Origin of the sequence: Ensifer sp. Root954 (assembly GCF_001429005.1) — a bacterium.
Classification (GTDB): domain Bacteria; phylum Pseudomonadota; class Alphaproteobacteria; order Rhizobiales; family Rhizobiaceae; genus Ensifer; species Ensifer adhaerens.
The window spans coordinates 84,487-102,830 of the sequence record NZ_LMJM01000029.1 but is presented as its reverse complement, the minus strand read 5'-3'; the positions used below and the strand labels follow the sequence as shown (position 1 = coordinate 102,830).

Annotated in this window: 13 protein-coding genes and 3 pseudogenes; 10 read left to right on the top strand and 6 right to left on the bottom strand. The window is 55.8% G+C overall.

Going from position 1 to position 18,344, the window contains the following annotated elements; all coding sequences use genetic code 11:
- The 3 genes from ASE71_RS24385 to ASE71_RS37085 form a co-directional block, all read left to right on the top strand.
- Positions 1 to 2,002 (top strand): hypothetical protein (locus ASE71_RS24385; protein WP_210178864.1); only part of this gene is annotated, 2,002 nt, incomplete at its 5' end.
- On the top strand, positions 1,989 to 2,468 hold the full coding sequence (locus tag ASE71_RS24380) for a hypothetical protein (protein ID WP_060517344.1): 480 nt from the start codon (positions 1,989 to 1,991) through the stop codon (positions 2,466 to 2,468). The genes ASE71_RS24385 and ASE71_RS24380, both read left to right, overlap by 14 nt.
- Positions 2,469 to 2,760: 292 nt before the next feature.
- A complete protein-coding gene (locus tag ASE71_RS37085) occupies positions 2,761 to 3,081 on the top strand; it encodes a hypothetical protein (protein ID WP_244496864.1) in 321 nt (106 codons plus the stop codon).
- Between the two features lie 815 nt (positions 3,082 to 3,896).
- Here ASE71_RS37085 and ASE71_RS24370 read toward each other — a convergent pair.
- A complete protein-coding gene (locus ASE71_RS24370) occupies positions 3,897 to 4,970 on the bottom strand; it encodes a DUF2252 family protein (protein ID WP_060517340.1) in 1,074 nt (357 codons plus the stop codon).
- A 305-nt stretch (positions 4,971 to 5,275) separates the two neighbouring features.
- Complete coding sequence (locus tag ASE71_RS24365; RefSeq protein ID WP_060517338.1) at positions 5,276 to 6,124, bottom strand: hypothetical protein; 849 nt, start codon at positions 6,122 to 6,124, stop codon at positions 5,276 to 5,278.
- Positions 6,125 to 6,308: 184 nt separating this feature from the next.
- Here ASE71_RS24365 and ASE71_RS24360 point away from each other — a divergent pair, with 184 nt between their 5' ends.
- From ASE71_RS24360 to ASE71_RS24355, 3 genes and pseudogenes are all read left to right on the top strand, one after another.
- Positions 6,309 to 6,638 (top strand): hypothetical protein, encoded by a 330-nt coding sequence (locus ASE71_RS24360; RefSeq protein ID WP_060517335.1) that lies wholly within the window; start codon positions 6,309 to 6,311, stop codon positions 6,636 to 6,638.
- 7 nt (positions 6,639 to 6,645) lie between these two features.
- A pseudogene (locus ASE71_RS37655) lies at positions 6,646 to 7,329 on the top strand (caspase family protein); the annotation flags it as partial.
- Positions 7,330 to 7,536: 207 nt separating this feature from the next.
- Positions 7,537 to 8,622: a hypothetical protein gene (locus tag ASE71_RS24355; RefSeq protein WP_156400717.1), complete on the top strand. Its 1,086-nt coding sequence runs from the start codon at positions 7,537 to 7,539 to the stop codon at positions 8,620 to 8,622.
- A 1,022-nt stretch (positions 8,623 to 9,644) separates the two neighbouring features.
- Here the strand turns inward: ASE71_RS24355 and dctP are convergent.
- Positions 9,645 to 11,639, bottom strand: coding sequence for a TRAP transporter substrate-binding protein DctP (gene dctP, locus ASE71_RS24350; RefSeq protein WP_244496872.1), 1,995 nt, complete (start codon positions 11,637 to 11,639; stop codon positions 9,645 to 9,647).
- 869 nt (positions 11,640 to 12,508) lie between these two features.
- Between dctP and ASE71_RS24345 the strand changes: the two are divergent.
- Positions 12,509 to 12,802 (top strand): annotated as a pseudogene (locus tag ASE71_RS24345) (transposase); the annotation flags it as partial.
- Positions 12,803 to 13,218: 416 nt separating this feature from the next.
- Here the strand turns inward: ASE71_RS24345 and ASE71_RS24340 are convergent.
- A pseudogene (locus tag ASE71_RS24340) lies at positions 13,219 to 13,417 on the bottom strand (cold-shock protein).
- A gap of 301 nt (positions 13,418 to 13,718) precedes the next feature.
- Between ASE71_RS24340 and ASE71_RS24335 the strand changes: the two are divergent.
- Positions 13,719 to 15,209: an amidase gene (locus tag ASE71_RS24335; RefSeq protein ID WP_060517325.1), complete on the top strand. Its 1,491-nt coding sequence runs from the start codon at positions 13,719 to 13,721 to the stop codon at positions 15,207 to 15,209.
- Positions 15,210 to 15,414: 205 nt separating this feature from the next.
- Here ASE71_RS24335 and ASE71_RS24330 read toward each other — a convergent pair whose 3' ends face one another.
- Both ASE71_RS24330 and ASE71_RS37650 read right to left on the bottom strand, forming a co-directional pair.
- The gene (locus tag ASE71_RS24330; RefSeq protein ID WP_082566350.1) at positions 15,415 to 17,211 is read right to left on the bottom strand and encodes a caspase family protein; all 1,797 of its coding nucleotides are present in this window, start codon (positions 17,209 to 17,211) and stop codon (positions 15,415 to 15,417) included.
- Positions 17,166 to 17,267: an SWIM zinc finger family protein gene (locus tag ASE71_RS37650; RefSeq protein ID WP_113544671.1), complete on the bottom strand. Its 102-nt coding sequence runs from the start codon at positions 17,265 to 17,267 to the stop codon at positions 17,166 to 17,168. Before ASE71_RS37650 ends, ASE71_RS24330 begins: the two co-directional genes overlap by 46 nt.
- Before the next feature lie 271 nt (positions 17,268 to 17,538).
- Here ASE71_RS37650 and ASE71_RS24325 point away from each other — a divergent pair, with 271 nt between their 5' ends.
- Both ASE71_RS24325 and nuoK read left to right on the top strand, forming a co-directional pair.
- Positions 17,539 to 18,039, top strand: coding sequence for an NADH-quinone oxidoreductase subunit J (locus ASE71_RS24325; RefSeq protein WP_034796791.1), 501 nt, complete (start codon positions 17,539 to 17,541; stop codon positions 18,037 to 18,039).
- On the top strand, positions 18,039 to 18,341 hold the full coding sequence (gene nuoK, locus ASE71_RS24320; RefSeq protein ID WP_060517314.1) for an NADH-quinone oxidoreductase subunit NuoK: 303 nt from the start codon (positions 18,039 to 18,041) through the stop codon (positions 18,339 to 18,341). The genes ASE71_RS24325 and nuoK overlap by 1 nt, the downstream gene beginning before the upstream one ends.
- The last annotated feature ends 3 nt before the right edge of the window (positions 18,342 to 18,344 follow it).

Sequence of the window (18,344 nt, the reverse complement as noted above, 5' to 3'; positions counted from 1 at the left end):
CTGGTCCTCTCAATGGGCCAGAGCTTACTTCAAAATGGATTATTTCAACGGGGCAAGGTCAACTGGCATGCGATGGATGATCTTGATGATCGTTTTCGGTGCCATGGGATTTGTCCTCATTTCGGGGCGTGATCGGACCGTCGATATCGCCAACGCCCTCACCGAAAAAGGGCAGTTGCGCGTGCTTGATGCCGACGAAGAGGCGACACTTCGCCGTTTCCTTTCGGCATTGCTCTCCTCTGAAAAGGCTGGCGCCGAACTCGCCATCAATCAACGTTATCAGGCCGGTCGTCTCAATATCTATGTTGTCGATGCGGCTGCTGGGGAGGGCTCTCGCGTCGTTTCCCGCGGCAATGCCGCATATGTGTCTTCTTCGGATATTCTCTTTGTCGAAAGCTCCTATTTCGAAATCGGCGATACGAAGGTCTTCGCGCAAGCAAGTGATTCTCTGACGGAGAAGGTTCTGTCACCCCTGCGTGTCCAGGCGTTTTTCGTGCTGACCCACGAGATCGGTCACCGCCAGCTTCGGCACGGTCGCGAATGGTTCGGATGGGAAGGACAAGTGCGGAGCTATGAACGAGAGATCGAAGCGGACGACTTCGCCATCGCTGCTCTCAAGAAGCTGTACGTAAGTTCGGAGAGCAGAGAGCGTGCAGGTATCCCCGAGCCGATTTCCGCATCGTTCTTGGAGGAACCCGGTCCATTGGAGCGCATAGCAGATCATCTTGGCTATGCAGTCGATTTCCTGTCAGACGAGGTCTTCGACAATCCGTTTCCGATCCTCGCTAATTCCAAAACTCACCCGGCCTTCTTCGGTCGCATGCGGTCGCTGCTGCAGCGCCTGAGGATCGATGCAGAAGCTGAAAGGGACGAGCCAGCTCTTGACCGACTGCGCCTGGCCGAAGCTGTCGCTGCGGCCAGCGACTATTTGCTCTCATTGAAGCCGATAGAGATCGAGTATTCGAACAGTTTTCAATACGCCTATTTGACCAATGAGGGGGTTGTCGCCGTTGGCAATGACGGACAACCCATCGCCGACACGCCGTTGAGTGACCTTGTGCCGGGACAGCAGTACCGAAAAACTCTGCCCGCGCCACAACGTGAGGCAACGGTTCGATATGCTTGGCCGGGCGCTACGGGTGAGACACTTGTTTTGCGCCGCAACGGTCGCCTCGAGAGGACCGACAACAAAACTGGTATCAGTCGACTCGTTGTCGATCTAATCGGCAAACTCGGAGACAACACCTGCGTCAAGCAATTTCTCCTGCCGCCAGGTCCGCAACAATACGCTCTGGCAACATCCTGCATAGAGGGGCGGCTGCAGGTGAGCTTGATCGCCAACGACGGCACCATTCGGACGGTGCCACTTCACGGGCTGGCCTTAGCTGCCTCCAAGGCTGCCGGCTACAATTCGGTTACCGCCGAGGATCTCGAAATTAGAGGTTTCGACCTTGGGGCATCCGGCCTGCCCACGCTGACTTATACTGATGGAAATAATGTGTTTTTTGCTAATCTCTCCGCTTCTTTAGAGCCATCCGCCGCACGTAAGCTGACGCTCGAGCCGCATGATCTGCCCGAACCCATCATCTACCATGGTGCGCGTGCCCTTCCGAGGGCAATCTTCGCCGATCCATTCGGCAGGGCATATTACGCCTTTGGTGCGCCGATCTTTCGCGATATCAGCATTTTCGATGCCGAGGCTGTCTCGGATAAGCCGGTAGCGTCCGTCGATCTCTCACCATCTGTGAATGAGGATAGGCTCAACGCACTGTTGCCGATTGTCTCTTCTTTTCCGATTGGTCAGGGCCGCCTTATCATCAATCTCGATCGCGAGGGCGCCTATCTAATGGATTTCGTCAACAAGAGCTTGCTGCCGATTCGTCGATCAGGTTTCGTTGCACTTGAACAAGTTGTCGCCAACGATAGTGGCGATTGGATATACTACCGGAAGTATGGCAATAGAATCCTCGTTTTCAAGGGGGAGGAAGATGTCGGATCGTAAACTACTTGTTGTCGCGCAAATTCTTGCTGCTGTGGGGCTTATCTTCTGGGCTTACTACATCTTGACCTACGTCCTGGGGATGCCGCTTTTCCTTAATACCGAGAGCGACAACCGGCTCGCTGCACAGGTCGGGTTCGGGATTTACGGGTATGTGATCCTCCTCGTCGGTGTGATGTTGGGTGCCGTCTACCAAGAGCTGAAGGTTGCCAAGGCTGAGGGTAAGAAGCGGATCAGGATAGGCGCCACGCTGCGCCGTGCGACCCGGACCGCCGACTTTTGGCTCGGGATCTTTGCGTCGCCTGTCGTTTATGCCGTCCTCTTACAAGCTGTTGATATGACGAACGTTACGGGGAGTTCGTTTATCGGAATTACTCTTGTCGGTCTGCAGAACGGTTTCGTCTGCAACACGGTCGCCGAGTCCTTTATCAAGAACGGGCCGTTGGGTCAGCCGGCGCAGAAGAATTGATTCCGTTAGCCGACAAATTCGAACTGTCATCGATCATCCGCCCGGTATGGCGTCTGCCAGCCTTTTTCCCGCTACGCGGCGCAGTGGAAGCCGAATGACCAGCCATTTGGTGCGGACTCTCGGGCGGGATTGCCGCTTGCGGTGAACCGTTGGAAACTCCGTGATGACGGAGACCCTTTGGCAGATGGCATGATTCTAAAGAACGAAAAACAGAATAATGGGGTACTTGATGGTGAGCAGAGCTGTTCTGTTATTCGGTGCGGAGGCATCGGTGGAAGATAGGGCGCCCTCAATGGCAGCGATTACCAGCGAGATAGAATCTCAAGTGATGGCCGACGACTGGATGAAAAGCTGCGGTGGCGATCACGTTTATCAGTTCATCAAGACGCGGCTGGCCAGCTATCTGGAGCATCCCGACAACGTCAATTTCGAGCAGATTTACCACTGTGCTCATGAGCTCAGCTACACCCTTCCGCGTTCAGGCCGAAATAGGATGCTTTTCGTCCGCTCTTCTGGAAAGATGACGGAGGTCATCTACGCCAAGTTTTCAGCCGCTTGCGAAAATAAATCCTTTGAGCCTGGCACCGCTTTCGGCCTTTATCGACAAAATTAGAAACAGCTATATTACTCGAATTTACACGACCAAATACGATGATTTCATCCTCCAAGGGGGCTTCCGACCTCTACACTGGCTTCGTGAACGATCTATCGCCCGGACCGCAGCGATTCGAACTCCCAATTCTGGGATCGGACCGACGATGCTGGCGTTTTTTATCTTCACGGGTCCGTGCATTTAGGCATGTCACATCCGAGGCCGGCAGGCAGCGAAATTGCCGATCTGTACTGGTATCGTTCCCGCGAAGAAGCAGGCAAACACGCCCCGGTTCGATGGAAGCGATCTCTCTCGCATCGATGGTACGCGGGTGATGCGGACATAAGGTGATTACCGGTCTCGACAAGTTATCGCGGGCAGCAACGACCGATTTCTCATTGCTACGCAGCATTGGCACGTGATTTGTGGCCGCCGACGTCATCTATGTGATCGATCCGGGCTCACTGACCTTCATCTGAACAGCTGGGAAGCACGCACGCTAAATCCGGCCGCCCCGCTATTGTTCGTTGACTACTGGGATTCGGGCTTTCTAGGGGAACCGCGTTCAGCCACGGCCGGAAGGAAATACTGCTGTTCCACGAACTGCGCATCCACGCAAAGGGACCATTCGACGGGGTCCGTGTCGGGGATCACTGGATCGTCTCTCCTGACAAAACCTCAGCGATCTGGGGCAACGGATTTCAGAATTTTCTCGCGTTCGCCGATGAGCATGACGACGTTCTGAGCCGCCTCAAACCGCGACGGCCTTGAAACGAACCTCTCCCTACTCCGCGACAAATGCCCACAAGCACATTGTAAAGTTCCCGCCTTCCGACTTAACCGGGCTGAGATTGTTGGAACTCCTTCCACCTCTCGAAGTCTTGCATCACGAAATCTTCCACAGTCTTCGAGGCATCGTGCAACCAGTCTGGCTTGCGTCCATCGAGATCACCCCTGATGTCGCCAACGCTTACTTTCCCTGAAAGATGGATTGCTGCTAGATCCGCTCCCATCGCAGCGAGGAGATCTGGCCCATAGGCCCAGGCATCTTCTTCGCTGAGGTCGATCTTTTGTGAATCCGACGCGATACGTCGAACGACGAAATCAGAACGGACTTTCAGGAACGGGTCGGGTGAGCGAAAGCGCCCGGTCGAGACGACCTGAAACAGTCCGACGGGGCCGATCTTGCCATTTGCCCACTCCCAAGCCGATGGAACTAGCGCTTTCGCCTCACGCACAACGCTTCCGCCATTCCAAGTGCCGATTGCAAGGAAACGCGGACGCCCAAGTGAACCGCCGCCGCGCTGCCAGGTTCGGAAGACAATGTCGCGAGTACCGGCTGGAAGCTGCTCTTTCAACAAGTCGGAAATCTGGGGCGGCGGCGCGACTACGGCCGCCTCACTCAACTCGGTGCGAAAGGCGTCGATCTTCGTCGCAGGCCGGTTTACCAACGCCTGCATCCAAGGCACTCTGTCGTCGACGAAATATGGGTCGGGCGCTTCAAGGCCGCGTCGATATCCTTCGACGATAGCCTCGGCCCGGGCCTTTTTGCTGCCCGGCAAATTCGGGGCTAGGCGCGCACTTGCTGCAAGGCGCACGAGATCGCAGGCGTAGGGAAGCATGGCGGCCTCGTCGAAGTCATTGACGCCCCAGACCAAGCGTCCTTCCTCGTCCCGCCATGTTCCCCAGTTCTCGATGTGAGCGTCGCCGACGCTCATCAACAAGGGACCGCCATTCAATTTGGGCAGCCATTCAAACAGCTTGCGGGCGAAACGGAAACAGGTTGCGCGAAAGAACTTGAACGGATCGCGTGCCATCCGTTTGTGCTTTTCATCGAGCCCCGCCGGTACGACGTCGCACTGCGTTGCGAGCCAATCCTCATACTTTTTGACGTCATCGACTACGGACATCGGAAGATCTCGGTTGTGAAGGAATGTGGAGCTGAAACACTACTAACTTGCGGCAATTGTGGGCGGACGAGATCGCCTGCAACCGATGTTGCTACGTATGCGCTCAATCTGAATTGAAAATCTCCGATTCTATTCCTTTCAAGGCGAGGGATAAGCGATATCCGCGCTGCGAGCTTCCGGTAGTCGAGTAATCTGAGCGCCCGAGGAGCGTCGGGAGCGGATACTTGGTCAGTGCGAACGAACGTCTCAATTGTGGTCGAGAGCAGACTGAGTGCTTTTAGCGTCCGAGAATGCGGACGTGCAGGTTACCCAATCATGTAGGTAGTTATGCCGAATTCGTCCTTAAAGGCTTCGATCGTGACAAGCGATCGAACTAACTCGCTTGCCATGACCTCCGGAGCAGCAATTGCGCTGATCGCTTGCCCTAATCGTTTCTCGAGCCCCAACTCTTCGACAGCCTGCTTGATCAGGACCGCAGTTTCGGAAAGGCGCTCACCGAAGGAAAGGCTGCGTCCTGTGCCTGTCGTTCCAAGCAGTTCGGAGAAGGGAACGCTCTCGATGTCTTCTGGCTCCGAATGTCCACGTCCGCGAAATCCAGGTGCTGTATAGGTGTAACGATGATGACCCGCGAGTAGCCTAGCGCTGGCGATGTTCGAGTATTGGCAAACTGCCGATGCCTCGACGTGCTGCCATAGATCTTGGGTCCTCCGGAAGCTCGGACTTGCGTACACCGTCGCCGCCTCTCCGGCCGCCGTAGAATCCAGCGCCTCCAGCAATTTCTGCTGGTGCGGATCAAGGTGGTAGCGGTAGTAAGGTGTCTGCCAGTACGGCCACTCCTTGGAGGTGCTTAGCGTCATGTACTGTGGCCTTTTATACTGCACGAACAGATTAAATCTGAAGGGAGGCATGCGGGCGCTAAGATCCTTTGCAATATGTTCCAGATCCGCGACCTTAATGCCTGTGCGTCGCTCCCATTTGGACCGTCGAAGGAAGCGATGCAGCCCACCCAAAAACTCTTTCGGCAGGAAGAATGCATCATCGAAACCAAGAAAGTGCTCGTCGCATTGATCAGGCGAGTAGCAAATCTGCGTTTGACGACATAGCTCGCCATAAAAGTATTTCTCGTATGTCTTCTCTTTGAATTCCAAGTCCATTCGCATCTCCCTAATGCAACCTTGGACATACTTTTTGATCGCTTAATTTTCAGCGAACGGAAATTGGGCTGAGAGCCATGATTTGTGTAGGCAATCAGCCCCAAGCAACCAGTGGGGGCGATTGCATTGACCTTAACCATATTTAAGTATATGTAAGATTAGAGGCTGTGGAGGGAAGTGCTATATGGAAACATTCCAAATTTCCTTCAACGATGTTGACGAGGCCGAGTCGAATTTGCTGGCCCAGGATCTGGAAAATACGCTTGAGGCGGTCTTACCGGAGGGCGCTGTTACAAGAAAAAAGCGTAACAGCAAAACACAGGATTTTGGCGGAACTCTTGTACTTGTCCTAGGCACGCCTGTCGCGATCATCGCAGCAAAGGCCATACACGAATTTCTCGTGCGAAATTCGGGCGCGAGTATCGAAATTTCGAAAGACGGAGACATTGTTGCTCGAAACTTGGCTAGTGCCGATGCGGCGAAAATAGCTGAGGCTTTAGCAAGAAAGTCGTGAGCGGAAATTGTTCAAAAACTCGCAAACACTCGCTATTATCTTGGGAGTGAGCAGATGTCCAAAAGCGCCACAACTTGATGACTTGCCACAGTGCTCCCAATCTGCAAACGAATTCATCACATACGTTCGGGATCAACTTGGCGTCGATGACCATTGTATACTCAATCTGTTCGATAGTGCGCACTCCTCGTCCGATCAACTTGTTGAAATCGAGGACTGGTTGGACGCAAGGATAAAAGCTGCTTCTGCCGACACTTTTAGAAACTTGATCATTTACTATACGGGGCACGGTGGGTTCGCCAGGCACGACCATTCGTACTTTTTGGCAACCAGAAACACCCGGGCGGGATCTGAAGGCCATACGAGCATAAGATATGTCGATTTTTCAAGCACGGTTAAAAAAAGTTCCAAGGGCCTTCGTAGGTTTATAATCTTGGACTGCTGCTTTGCCGCGGCAGCAGTTATGCGGCTGCAATCCGATCTAAACGTGTCGGTAAGAAGGGGCTTGGAGGAAGCTCACGCGGACTCTGGTACAGCCGTGCTATGTTCGTCGGCGGCGACACGTGCTTCAATTGCTCCCATGGAGGGGCGCTACACAATGTTCTCCGGTGCCTTGCTCAAATGTTTGAGGGAGGGGATCCCGGGCGCTCCTAAACTGTTGTCATTACAAGACATAAGCGTTGCCGTGCGTTTAACAATTGCGGACGATTTTCCAAACGACGCTGTGCGACCGGAGCTGCACGTTCCAGAGCAACACCAAGGTGACCCAGCGAGAGTGCGTCTGTTTCCCAATAACGCCTGGGTTGAAGGCGCCCCGTTGTCGCCCGAATTTGAGCACCGTGATAGCAAGACACGGCTCCCTGTCGACCACACAATAAGCCTACTGAGGGACCTAGGATTGGGCGTGGTGGCCGCCCTAGGCGGCGCAATTGCCGGCAATTCGTTGCCCATGCCGATCGGCACTCTGTCGCCAATCAACCAAGGTGGCGAATCCTATGTCCACATTTCTGGGATTGCCATATGCCTATTTCTCTCGGGCGCGGTCATTGTCTCTGCGATACTTCATGATATTCGCGGCAGGCTATTCTACGTACTCGCGCCCATCGCAATCTATTTGGGCTGGATTTGCGGCTTCAATGCCACCATCTTCTTCAGCCCCATACTACTAGCTGAACCGTCAACAACGCTTTTAGTTGGTTTTCCTTGTACGATTGGGGCAATAGTATCTCTTTCTATTATCTACTTTTCTCATGGACAAGGAAGACTCGCCGGATATTATCGATACGTCGCGATGGCAATATTGCCGACGGTGGCATTGGTAGGAGCAACAACTACACTAGCGTTTCTTAAGATTGACGACTTGAACGTTGGTATTTCGCTGAAACTAAGCGCCTTAATACCGTGGCAAATGGCTTTCATCGGAAGAATTTCTTTAGATTTTATGCGAACAAAAGCCAATTACAAGCAAATCGTAACATGGCTGTTTTCCCCCATTCTGATGTCAATAACGGTCGTTTTCTTTCTCAGTATGCCGGACATCAGGCTTGGTATCGAGCAGGCCGCGGGTGAAATTACTTCCGTGGCTATGGTTTTGGACAAACTGGAGCGAGAGAGCGATGGCAAGACAGTAACCCTAACGCTCTCTATAACGGCGTCTAGCCGAGGCCCAGCCACACTCGACTGCAAATTTTCCGCCCGATTTTACGACGTAAGTCCCAAAGTTGGGGTGGACCCTGCCGAATTATTCTTGGAACCAGGAAGGGCAGTTCAAGCCACTGCGATCGTGCAGATTGCCCAAAGCGATTTCGACCGGAATTGGACAGCGGTGATGAATACTGCAGGTCCCTATAATGAATATCCAGCCGTATTCTTGTCGCACAAGTTGGACTGTGTTTCGCCCGATAGCGGCCCCTTCAATGCAAGTCCCAAAGTAAAGGCTCAAACTCCTTGGGAGGATTACATGCTTAACCAGATCGAGGGGTAGCGGTGGCGCGAAACTTGATGGAGCGGAAGCAGGACGGCGCCGTGACCTGTCAAACTGCTGGAGCTGATCGAGCTGTCAAGCGCATCCGCTCGTCTCGAAGGATTATGGGGAGCGGCATGCTTTCAACGAACAGTTGGATCGATCCCCTCAAGACTAGGTGCCTAGCAAGATTGATGGCACTCGTCGTCAAACTCCAAAAGTAGTTGTGGACGTTCTAGTTACGGCATACAAGCGTGCGAATTGTGCCAGTCCGCTGTTGGCGAACAGATGTCGTAGCGACAAGCCAATGCGATGACCGCTTTCTGGCAGGGGCATAAGCGCGGACGTCGCCTTGGAGGTCGCCCGCCATGACCATGAGATCACGCATAAAAGCCGTCGGACTGCCCGACTTTGTGGCCGGTCGGCGCAGTTGCTAGCTGAAACCCTATGTCCAGGGTGTTGTGAGCGGCCTGCATAATATCAAAATCGTGGATGTGACTGACGGCCGCCAGCCCCCAGCATCATTTCGCCGACCGCTACATCAACGCGTCGAGGCTCAAGGGAAGCGCCTGTTCGAGGCATGCCTCCAGCTGATCAAACGTTCCTCCCAAAGCCAGATAGAGTTCCATGGCTGTGGTCAGAACGTTTTTCCGACGTTCGTCGAGATCGCCAACTGGAGCCTCTCCAGTCTCCAGTGGATGCTGGGGCTGAGCGCTATGACCGCTAATGGCGCGGAGCTGCCAAGCTGCCAAGTTGGTCGAACGTCCGCTTCTGGCCAGCACCGGCCGAGAGCCCCGCGCGGCTTGTTGCTGTGATGTTCACTTTTTGGGCCAAAAAGATCGCATAATGTATCGTCGGGAACGGTCGTGCGGCACTATCCCTGTGGGACGGTGCGGCGTTCCTCGTGTGTCGGGCCGCGGACGTCGTCTTCGATCCTGTAGAGTTCACCGATGCGACTGAGACGCTTTGCTCGCGACCTTGCAGTTGCATGACGAGGCTTTCCCCCCTTTTGTTACGTGTGCGTCGAACTTTCGGAAACCCGCTTAAGGTTGCGAAGGCTTCTCCCTGATCATCCAATAGCGAATCCCCTGTATGTCGGCAGCCGGTAACTGACGGCCATCTGCCCCAATTCGTTGTTTCATGAGTGCGGATACATCCTGCGCGACCAATGGTACGTCGAACCCATGCGCGTGATTTTTTTCGGGCCAGCGCTCGTGGGCGACTGCGGAAACGTCGACTGTTTCGACGCCAGGGACAAGGTGGAGATACTTTCCCCCTAGTCCGATCGGAATCTCTCCATTGACCTTCTTAGATAACCACAAGGCCCTGTCATGTTCATTTGCATAAAGTGTCTTCATGGGGGCGACAGCGCCGTCGCTTCTAACGAGTTGTCCAAACAGGGATGGCGGATAGTCGGCAGCGATAAAGATCAGATTCTTGATGCTTTGGCCCTTCGCGCGAACCTGTTTCAGGAAGACGCCGGCCATCCGACTTCCCATGCTGTGTGCGACCACCGTGATGTTGCTGAGTTGCCCCTTCAGCTCCAAGGCATCGACGAACTGGCGGACATGCTCTTCACTGAACTGGACGCTGTTCAGATCGAAGACATACGCGCCCCGCGTGCCAGCCGACGGCCAGGACCAGACCAAGACTGGTTGCGATAGACCGAAATCTTCTGAGAAGCCGATTGCACGCCGTATCGCGTCGGAAAACGAGTTGTAATATCCGTGAAAGAAGATCACTAAGCCTTTGTCGTCTCCGACACTGTTATTTACAAGCTCTGCACACTCGCTGCCTTTGTTCCAGATTTTTTCGTTACTCAGAGAAATGGCCCCTTCAAACGTGGCGCCAAACTCCCTCGACGGCTGGGGCAAATAAATGATCCGGCCGCAGTTCAACTCGTTGGAGTTGTCCTTCTCCACTCCAAACCGAGTTTCCAGGTCAGACGTGCCCTCATCATTTCGATTGGTTGCGAACAAGACAGGTGGCTGGGTCCTCGGGATCGTTAAAGATCCGCCGCGGCCCCTCCTTGCGCTGACCTCTTCCTTGACGCGGGTCAATTGGGAGTAGGCTTCCTTGCGCGTCTCGTCTGGCGACTTTGCCAGCCAATTGTTACTTGAGATGGTTTGAATAGCTTCCCAGCCATCGGGGCTGAGCGATGCGTACCCCACTCCGAACTCTTCCGCCGTCTTACGGACGATACCTTCCTGCTCAAGGATGATTGATTGGGAGATCTTTTCCCCATCCAGGGCCGCATTTCGGATGGTTGAGCGTACAAGCTCACTGTAGCCAAGCCAGTTGGCGCTGTTGACCAGCATGAAACCTTGATTTTGGTTGTAGTTGTTGAGGATTTGCCCGTCACGAATTGATTTGTACAGTTGGGGAACGATAGGTCCGTCCACAGCTGTTTCCACAGCATCAACAACCCCGGTATCCAAAGCAACGGCCACCTCGGCATATGCCAACCCAAGTGGATCTGCACCAAGCTCACTTAGCACAGCGCCGCTTGCTTCATCCGAGATTCTGACTTTCACGCCCTTTAGATCCTGCGCGGACAGCAGAGGGCGTTTCAGGAACAGCGCCTGCGGTGGACGGTTCCAAAACCCGACGACAGTCAAACCGATGTCTGAAATCTCGGCCGCGGCAAGATCACCAATCACAGAATCTTGCACCGCGAAATTCTGTGTGGCGTTTTCGATAAGGCCAGGCTGTGAGATCAAGGACGTGTATGTGAAAGTCGGAATGGACCGAACTTCCGGTATAGCCGTTATGGGGATCAAAGCCAGGTCAAGCCCGCTACCGCTTCGAAGAAATTGTAGGACCTCATCGAGCGAAAGGTCGGCGGGTACTGCAATTTCCCGAACCCCTATTCCCGATCCTTCCAGTCTTTTCCGAAATGCATCGAGGTACCCGACCGTTGCCGCGTCTTTGATTTCCGGAGCAGCAACATGGAGGACATTGCTGCCCGCGACCTGAGCCCTACCAGGCGAAGCAATCGCCAACGTCACAACGACGGCGACGATCACCCAGAACAACATGCGCAGCACTATCGAACTCCGAGGAACCATCCGAGAACCCTCCCTATGCTTGGCGAAAAGTTGAATGAGTAACCCGGAGATCTCCTGTGCGCCCCAAGCTGAAAATAGGACGAGGTCTACGGGCGTCTCTGCGTCGTGGCGTTGCGAAAAATCAGTTTAACAGTCGGATCGAAGGCGTCTGTCGCTATCAAAGGCGTCTCTGGTTGGGAGCAAGTCCCCTTGCTCATGCGCATTCCGAAACACTCAGAGCTTTAACACGTGCGGCATGAAGCTCGTGCCGCGCAGCTTGGAGCGCGTACGAAGTGGTGTCTGCAACTTTTGCTGATCCAAAGGGTTGTGTCTGCCATGACGCTTCTCATCCCGCGGCAGGTTGAGCTTCTCACAACTCTGCAGCGGAGCGCAACTCTATGGCGATGTAAGTCTGGTAGCTCAATTGAGCTAGGAGGCTGAGTTCTTTTGATGTAGGGCGGGTTTCACAAAGCGGTTGCTTCGGGGCGCTTAGAGCAGAACTGTTTCCCAATCTTTCCAGTTTGCCGTGCGAACCCATTGAAAGAAAGTCCATTTGACGCCTCCATGATGGGTCGCGCCGGCTCGAGTAGCGTTGCTTGGCTCGGAGATAGGGCCGCCCGACGTCCCTTTGAGATCGAAACGTCGGCCTACGCTGGCTGGGCCCAGGGGCAGAACTACCGACTTTGGGCTACGTCTCGCCGGTGCCCCTTGGCTTGATAGGCGCGCTTGCGCGCGACTGCGCGTCTCCTGGCCTCGAACATTCGATTTAGAAGAGAATCCAACGAGGCTGTTCACATCATCGAGTAGGCGTGGAAAGTTACGTTATTACGTATCCTTCCGATTGACAAATGTAATAACATTACGCGGGCCTGGCGCCGTCACCTTGGCAGAGTGGCGCGATCGATCGCGAGCAGGGCGTCTCGAAAGCGGGCAATCCGCGGCTGCGAACGGCGATGGTCGAGCTCGCCTGGTTATGGCTGCGCTACCAGCCGGGCTCCAGCCTGTCCTGCTGGTTTAAGGAGCGCGTCACACAGAATGGCGGACGATTCAAAAAGACGATGATCGTGGCGCTCGCTCGCAAGCTGCTGGTCGCCTTATGGAAGTATGTGAATGGTGGCGTCGTCATCGACGGGGCAATATTGAAATCCGCCTAACCGCCGACAATACAACTGCAACGCCGTTTCAATCCTCAGGGCCGAATCAGCCCTGACGATCCAGGTGAGCGGACCGTGGATCCTCATGGCCTTCCCAGTCGGGAACAAGGTTGGTGCCGTTCTCCTGAGCCCTTGCCCGCCGCAAGCGGGATCGTGGTGCAGCCGCCTGCAGCGGCGACCGTATGTGAGGTTGTACAGGCTCGCATGCCGGGCCGGTAAAAGAATCGGGCTCAGATCTAGGATCGAGACGAGGAAATCACGATGCCACCCTGATCACTGTTGACGCCATACTCCTCATGTGAGGAGGATCCAACCGCGTCACGCGACGACATCATCGACATTGCCCGGTCGCTGGCGCGGCCGGGCAAATGAGGGAAATGCAATGAAGCGAATTCTCGAGGTGTGTGAAGCGAAGTTCAGGATGAGCTGACGTTTTCGGCCTTCGATTTCCCGTTCTTGCAGTCCTGCCCCAGTTCATAGCTGACCTTTTGACCGTCGCGCAGTGATGTCGCGCCTTCCAGCGCCGAGAACATGGACAAAGACGCCCGGTCCACCGTTGTCGGGCGTGATGAAATCAAAACCCTTGTCCTGGTTGAAAACAGCACTGTCGGCCATGATCGTCCACGTCAGCTTAGTTGGTTGCGTTTCGCGGTTCGACCCACGCTGGTCCTGACAACAATCGCGCATGGCGCGCGCGCTGTGGTTTGCAGACCTGTCACCTATCGCGATGTCGGCCGAAGCTATCCTGGCCCGCGCGACCGCGACTCTTCCTTTGTAGTAGCCGAATGTCTGGCTCGGCCCCCCGGCCAGCCGTTTCGGCACGCTCGGTAGACTGCTTGGTTGGTGAGAGAGATCCGGGCTTTCTCGAACCGGGCTTTTCAGAATAGAATCGCTGGCGGAACTCGAGGGGAAGTCCATGCCGGCTGAGTACGACGATCTGGATGGTTTCGGATTGGCGGAACTGGTGAAGGCCGGGGGCGTGTCAGCTCTTGAGCTGGTAGAGACAGCAATCGCAAGGATCGAGACTCGCAACCCGGCTCTAAACGCCGTTGTTCTCACCATGTTCGATCAGGCCCGGAGCGCGGCGTCCGATGTCGATATCAGTGCGCCTTTCGCGGGCGTTCCATTTCTGATGAAAGACCTGCTGTCAGCGGTAGAGGGCGTGCCCACGTCTCATGGCAACCGCCATTGGGCGAAGATTGCTGCCAGCGGCGATTCAGAAATCGTGAAGCGCTGGAAGAAGGCGGGGTTGATCATCCTCGGCAAGACCAACACCCCTGAGTTCGGGCTGACCCCTTATACAGAATCCGAAACCTTTGGGCCCGCTCGAAACCCATGGGACCTCGAGCGCACGCCGGGCGGTTCCAGCGGCGGCTCAGGAGCGGCGGTCGCAGCTCGCATCGTGCCGCTCGCCTCTGGCGGCGACGGTGGCGGCTCGATCCGGATCCCGGCATCGGCCTGTGGGGTGTTCGGGATGAAACCAACGCGCGGCCGCACCCCTTTTGGTCCCTATATCGGAGAGCCCTGGGCGGGTTTTGCCATCGAGCATGTACTAACCCGGTCTGTGCGCGACTCGGCCGCTCTGCTCGACTATGTCCAGGGGGGCGACGTGGGTGCGCCTCACTATCTTCCCCCTTACTCGGGCTCATTCCTCGACGCCGTCAGAGGGCCGTCCCGAAAACTACGTATCGCGGTTTCCTCAGCGCCGATGCTCGGCGGCAAAGTCGAACCGGAGGTGCTTGCCGCATTCGCTGACGCGACGAAGCTGCTCTCCGAGCTTGGTCACGAGATCGTAGAGGCAGCGCCCCAGGTCGACGCGGAGGCATTCTCACTATCGTTTCTCACCGTGCTCGCGGCGGAAATGCAGGTGGACACGGAGGACGCGGCCAAGGCGGCCGGTGTTCCGATCAGGGTCAATGATTTCGACGCTTCCACGATTGGCATGGGCCTGCTTGGGCAGGCTTTGTCCGCAAGTGATCTTGCAAAGGCTCTGCGCTACCTCAAGTTGGCAGCGCGCGGCGTCAGTTCCTTCTTCGAGACCCATGACGCGCTCATGACGCCAGTGCTTTCGCGTTTACCTCCGCCGATCGGGGCGCTCCAGCCTTCCACTCAAGAGAAGACGATCATCCGTGCGATCGGCCGCGCCAAGGCCGGTTGGTTGCTTCGAAAGCTTGGGATAGCCGAACGACTTGCCGCAGACACGTTCGCCTTTATGCCTTGGACGCCGGTGTTTAACGTGACCGGACAGCCTGCAATGTCGGTCCCGCTTTTCTGGACGGACGGCGGTTTGCCGATCGGTATGCATTTCGTCGGCCGCTTCGGCGATGAGGCAACATTGTTCCAACTCGCTGGCCAACTTGAACGGGCGCGGCCATGGTCTGACCGAAAGCCGCCTCTTTGCAGGTGAAGGAGGACACGACCACTCGACGGAGATCGCAGCCGTGTAAAATCGCATGATGTATCGTCTGGAGCGCCCCTGCTAACAGCAAGCGCGACCAAGAGGCTAGATATCGTTTTTCCAAGCAATTTCTCTGTTGCCCAAACAGTTGAACGCTCTCTTGAAGCGACACGCGGCGCCGTAGCGCACAGAACGACTGTGCGAGGCGTTGCAATCAATCGAATTCGATGACGAAGCTGTGGGTGGAATCCGTCGACGGCATATCGGCCCAGGTCTCCAGCCGAACCAACCTCATGTCGTGCTTTCCTTCAATGCCCACGAAGTACATGCCGACGTCATCGCCTGGATTGTCTTCGTTCGGTGAACCTTCCAACCACTTTGTGAATGTCAGTGCCTCACCGGTGACCCAACGCCAGCCGCCCCTGGGTTCACGAGCGCCTTCATCTTGGACCAAACCGATCCAGGGGCCGAACTTGTGAGAATACCCGTCGTTGAAGTTGATGAAGAAAAAGCGATCTTCCTTGCTGATGAGCGAAGCTATGAAATCATTCTCCTCCTTCGAGCCGATTGTGGCGAGGTGGCCACCACAGCGCTTGGCAGCCATATTCGCCGAGTTCCACGTTCCCCATTGCGCCTGTATCACCAGGTACATGTGGCCCCTGAACGAGCCGTAGACCTTGTCTTGCCACGGGTCGCAGTCAATGGCCCTCCAGACGCGCTGATCGGTTTCGAGGCCGACAAAATCCTTCGGTAGATACCGCCGCGCTTTGGGCGAAGAATAAAGACCGTCGGCAGCACTGACCACGCTGATGCCAAGCGCCTTGGCGGTCGATTCACCAAAATAGCCTGTTTCCGTAAGTCCAGCGGATTTCTGGTAGTCGGTTATGGCCCTTCGGGTCTGCGCACCGAACACTCCGTCGGCGCTTCCCGTATCATAGCCCTTTGCGGCAAGGGCCAGCTGGATCTCGGTTCGCTTGGCTTTGTCAGGGACAAGTTCGTTCTCGCGTTCCTGCGGCGTTGAGGAGGACTGAGAGGAAGCCGCGTCTGGTTGCATCACTGCCAGCATTTGCCGGGCGACATCGGCGCTTTCGCCATCGCGATGCTTTGCGAGAAAGAACGTCCATATGCGCGCAGTGTTGACCCGCAGAGCTTTCTGGAAGTCTGCCTCGGCCGCTACGGTTTTCGGATCTGTCACCGGGGCGGCAACGGGTGCCTTCTCCGATTGTTGCAAGGCGGGCCCGAAGTAGAATTCGAGCGAGAGCGAAGACAGGATCTGCGGCGATTGCTTGCCGGCGGTTGCCTCTCTCACATCGCGGATGACCCGCTTGAACGCTGTCCCAATCTCAAGGCCTGGGCTGGCCAGGTGGCTGACGAGCGCCTGAGTGAATGGCGAATTCTCGCCGCGTCCGTCAGACGCGACTTGTCCGGGTGCCGCTGCAAAGGCGACCATGGTGCCGGCACTTTCCGTCTCAATCGGCGCCAGTCCCCGCGTCGCAAGGCTTCGGGTTGCACCTTCGATTTCTTCGTTGAGCCGGTTGGCAAGCGGATTGTTGCGGCAGGCATCCAGAAAGATGAGCGCGATCTTTGCCTTCGTCTCGATCGCGCGCACCACATCGGCAAGTGCGAGGGTCTCGGCATGAACATCAAATTCGTTGGCAAGCTTGGCGTTGGTGGCGACCAGGTAGTTTTCGCCGCGAAGCTGCATGCCGTGTCCGGCATAGTAAAAAAGTGCGACGTCGTTGGCAGCTATCTTGCGCGAAAAGCGCGAGACCGCTTCGGCCAACTGGCTGCGGTTCGCGTCGATAACGATGTCAGCATCAAATCCTTGGGTGGAGAGGAACGCTCCGAACGCGCGCGCGTCGCGAGACGCGTTTGGAAGCGAACCGGCGGCTTCGTATGTCGAGTTTCCAATGACGAGCGCCAGGCGTCGACCGCTTTCGGCTGCAAACGCATCAGTGGACGCGATCAGAGTGAGTGCGAGCAAGGATAACCATGAAAACCACATTCGCATCGTGCTCGCCTCTCCCCAAGGCCGTCACAGAATCGAACGTTTGATATCGCTTGAATATTCCCCGCAACCGGCGGACTGGGGTATTTGCTTCAAATGGCTGCCACCCGATATTGCATATTAGCAATTGATGTTGTTTGGGCAAGCATGCCGCTCGCCAAGAGGATCGCATTGACGACCTATCAAGCCTCATTCAACTAAGTTGCAGACAATATTCTTGTGAAAAACCGTTCCTTGGGGCACAATTTATAAACGCAACTGAAACTGCGGCGCTCTCTGAAATCCGGCCATCAAGCGCCGCGGAATAGTTCGCGCGGGAGAGGCTGCGTCATGGGCCAGGGGTTCTTCCTTCTGTTTGCTGCGGGGGCCGTGGTTACCGCCCTTACGGTCGTCCTGGCTCGGAACCCTGTTCATAGCGCATTGGCGCTGATGGCGTGTTTCCTGCAAATCTCGGCAATCTTTGTCCTGCTTGAAGCGCCGCTCCTCGCAGTCGTGCAGATCTTCGTCTATGTCGGCGCCATCATGGTCCTCTTCCTGTTCGTGATCATGATGATCGACGTGCGCGAAGCGGTACTGCAGCGGTTTGTGCCGGGGCGAAATCTGCCAGCACTGACCCTCCTCGTCCTGCTTGGGGTCGAGATGCTTGCGCTTGTGCTCTGGAGCGGCCGCTTTTCGGCGGTTGAGCCCGTCGCGTCGCGCGGCGGTGACCAGGTGAGGCAGCTGAGCACGGTACTTTTCGCCGATTATCTCCTGCCGTTCGAAGTCGCTTCGATCATCCTTCTGGCGGCACTCGTTGGTGCCATCGTGCTCGCCCGGAAGGAGACCGGGTGATGGTTCCGCTCTGGTGGTACATTTGCCTCGCCGTGATCCTCTTCGTGATCGGAGCCGCGGGTGTGCTGCTGAGGCGCAACATTCTGGTCGTGCTGATGTCGCTGGAGCTTATGCTCAACTCGGTCAACATCAATTTCATCGCCTTTGGACGGTACTACGGTGACTTTCGCGGGCAGATCTTCGCGATCTTCGTCATCGCCATCACCGCGGCGGAAGTTGCCGTCGCCCTCGGCATTCTGGTCGCCCTCGTGAGGAACAAGCCCACCCTCAAGATTGACGACGTGACGACGATGAAAGGGTAGCGG

Bases quoted from the DNA above. Each gene is read 5' to 3' on its own strand.
- ASE71_RS24365 (WP_060517338.1), bottom strand. From the start codon at position 6,124: ATGGACTTGGAATTCAAAGAGAAGACATACGAGAAATACTTTTATGGC.
- ASE71_RS24325 (WP_034796791.1), top strand. From the start codon at position 17,539: ATGGGCCAGGGGTTCTTCCTTCTGTTTGCTGCGGGGGCCGTGGTTACC.
- ASE71_RS24360 (WP_060517335.1), top strand. From the start codon at position 6,309: ATGGAAACATTCCAAATTTCCTTCAACGATGTTGACGAGGCCGAGTCG.
- nuoK (WP_060517314.1), top strand. From the start codon at position 18,039: ATGGTTCCGCTCTGGTGGTACATTTGCCTCGCCGTGATCCTCTTCGTG.
- ASE71_RS37085 (WP_244496864.1), top strand. From the start codon at position 2,761: ATGGCAGCGATTACCAGCGAGATAGAATCTCAAGTGATGGCCGACGAC.
- ASE71_RS24335 (WP_060517325.1), top strand. From the start codon at position 13,719: ATGCCGGCTGAGTACGACGATCTGGATGGTTTCGGATTGGCGGAACTG.
- ASE71_RS24330 (WP_082566350.1), bottom strand. From the start codon at position 17,211: ATGCGAATGTGGTTTTCATGGTTATCCTTGCTCGCACTCACTCTGATC.
- ASE71_RS24380 (WP_060517344.1), top strand. From the start codon at position 1,989: ATGTCGGATCGTAAACTACTTGTTGTCGCGCAAATTCTTGCTGCTGTG.
- ASE71_RS24370 (WP_060517340.1), bottom strand. From the start codon at position 4,970: ATGTCCGTAGTCGATGACGTCAAAAAGTATGAGGATTGGCTCGCAACG.
- dctP (WP_244496872.1), bottom strand. From the start codon at position 11,639: ATGTTGTTCTGGGTGATCGTCGCCGTCGTTGTGACGTTGGCGATTGCT.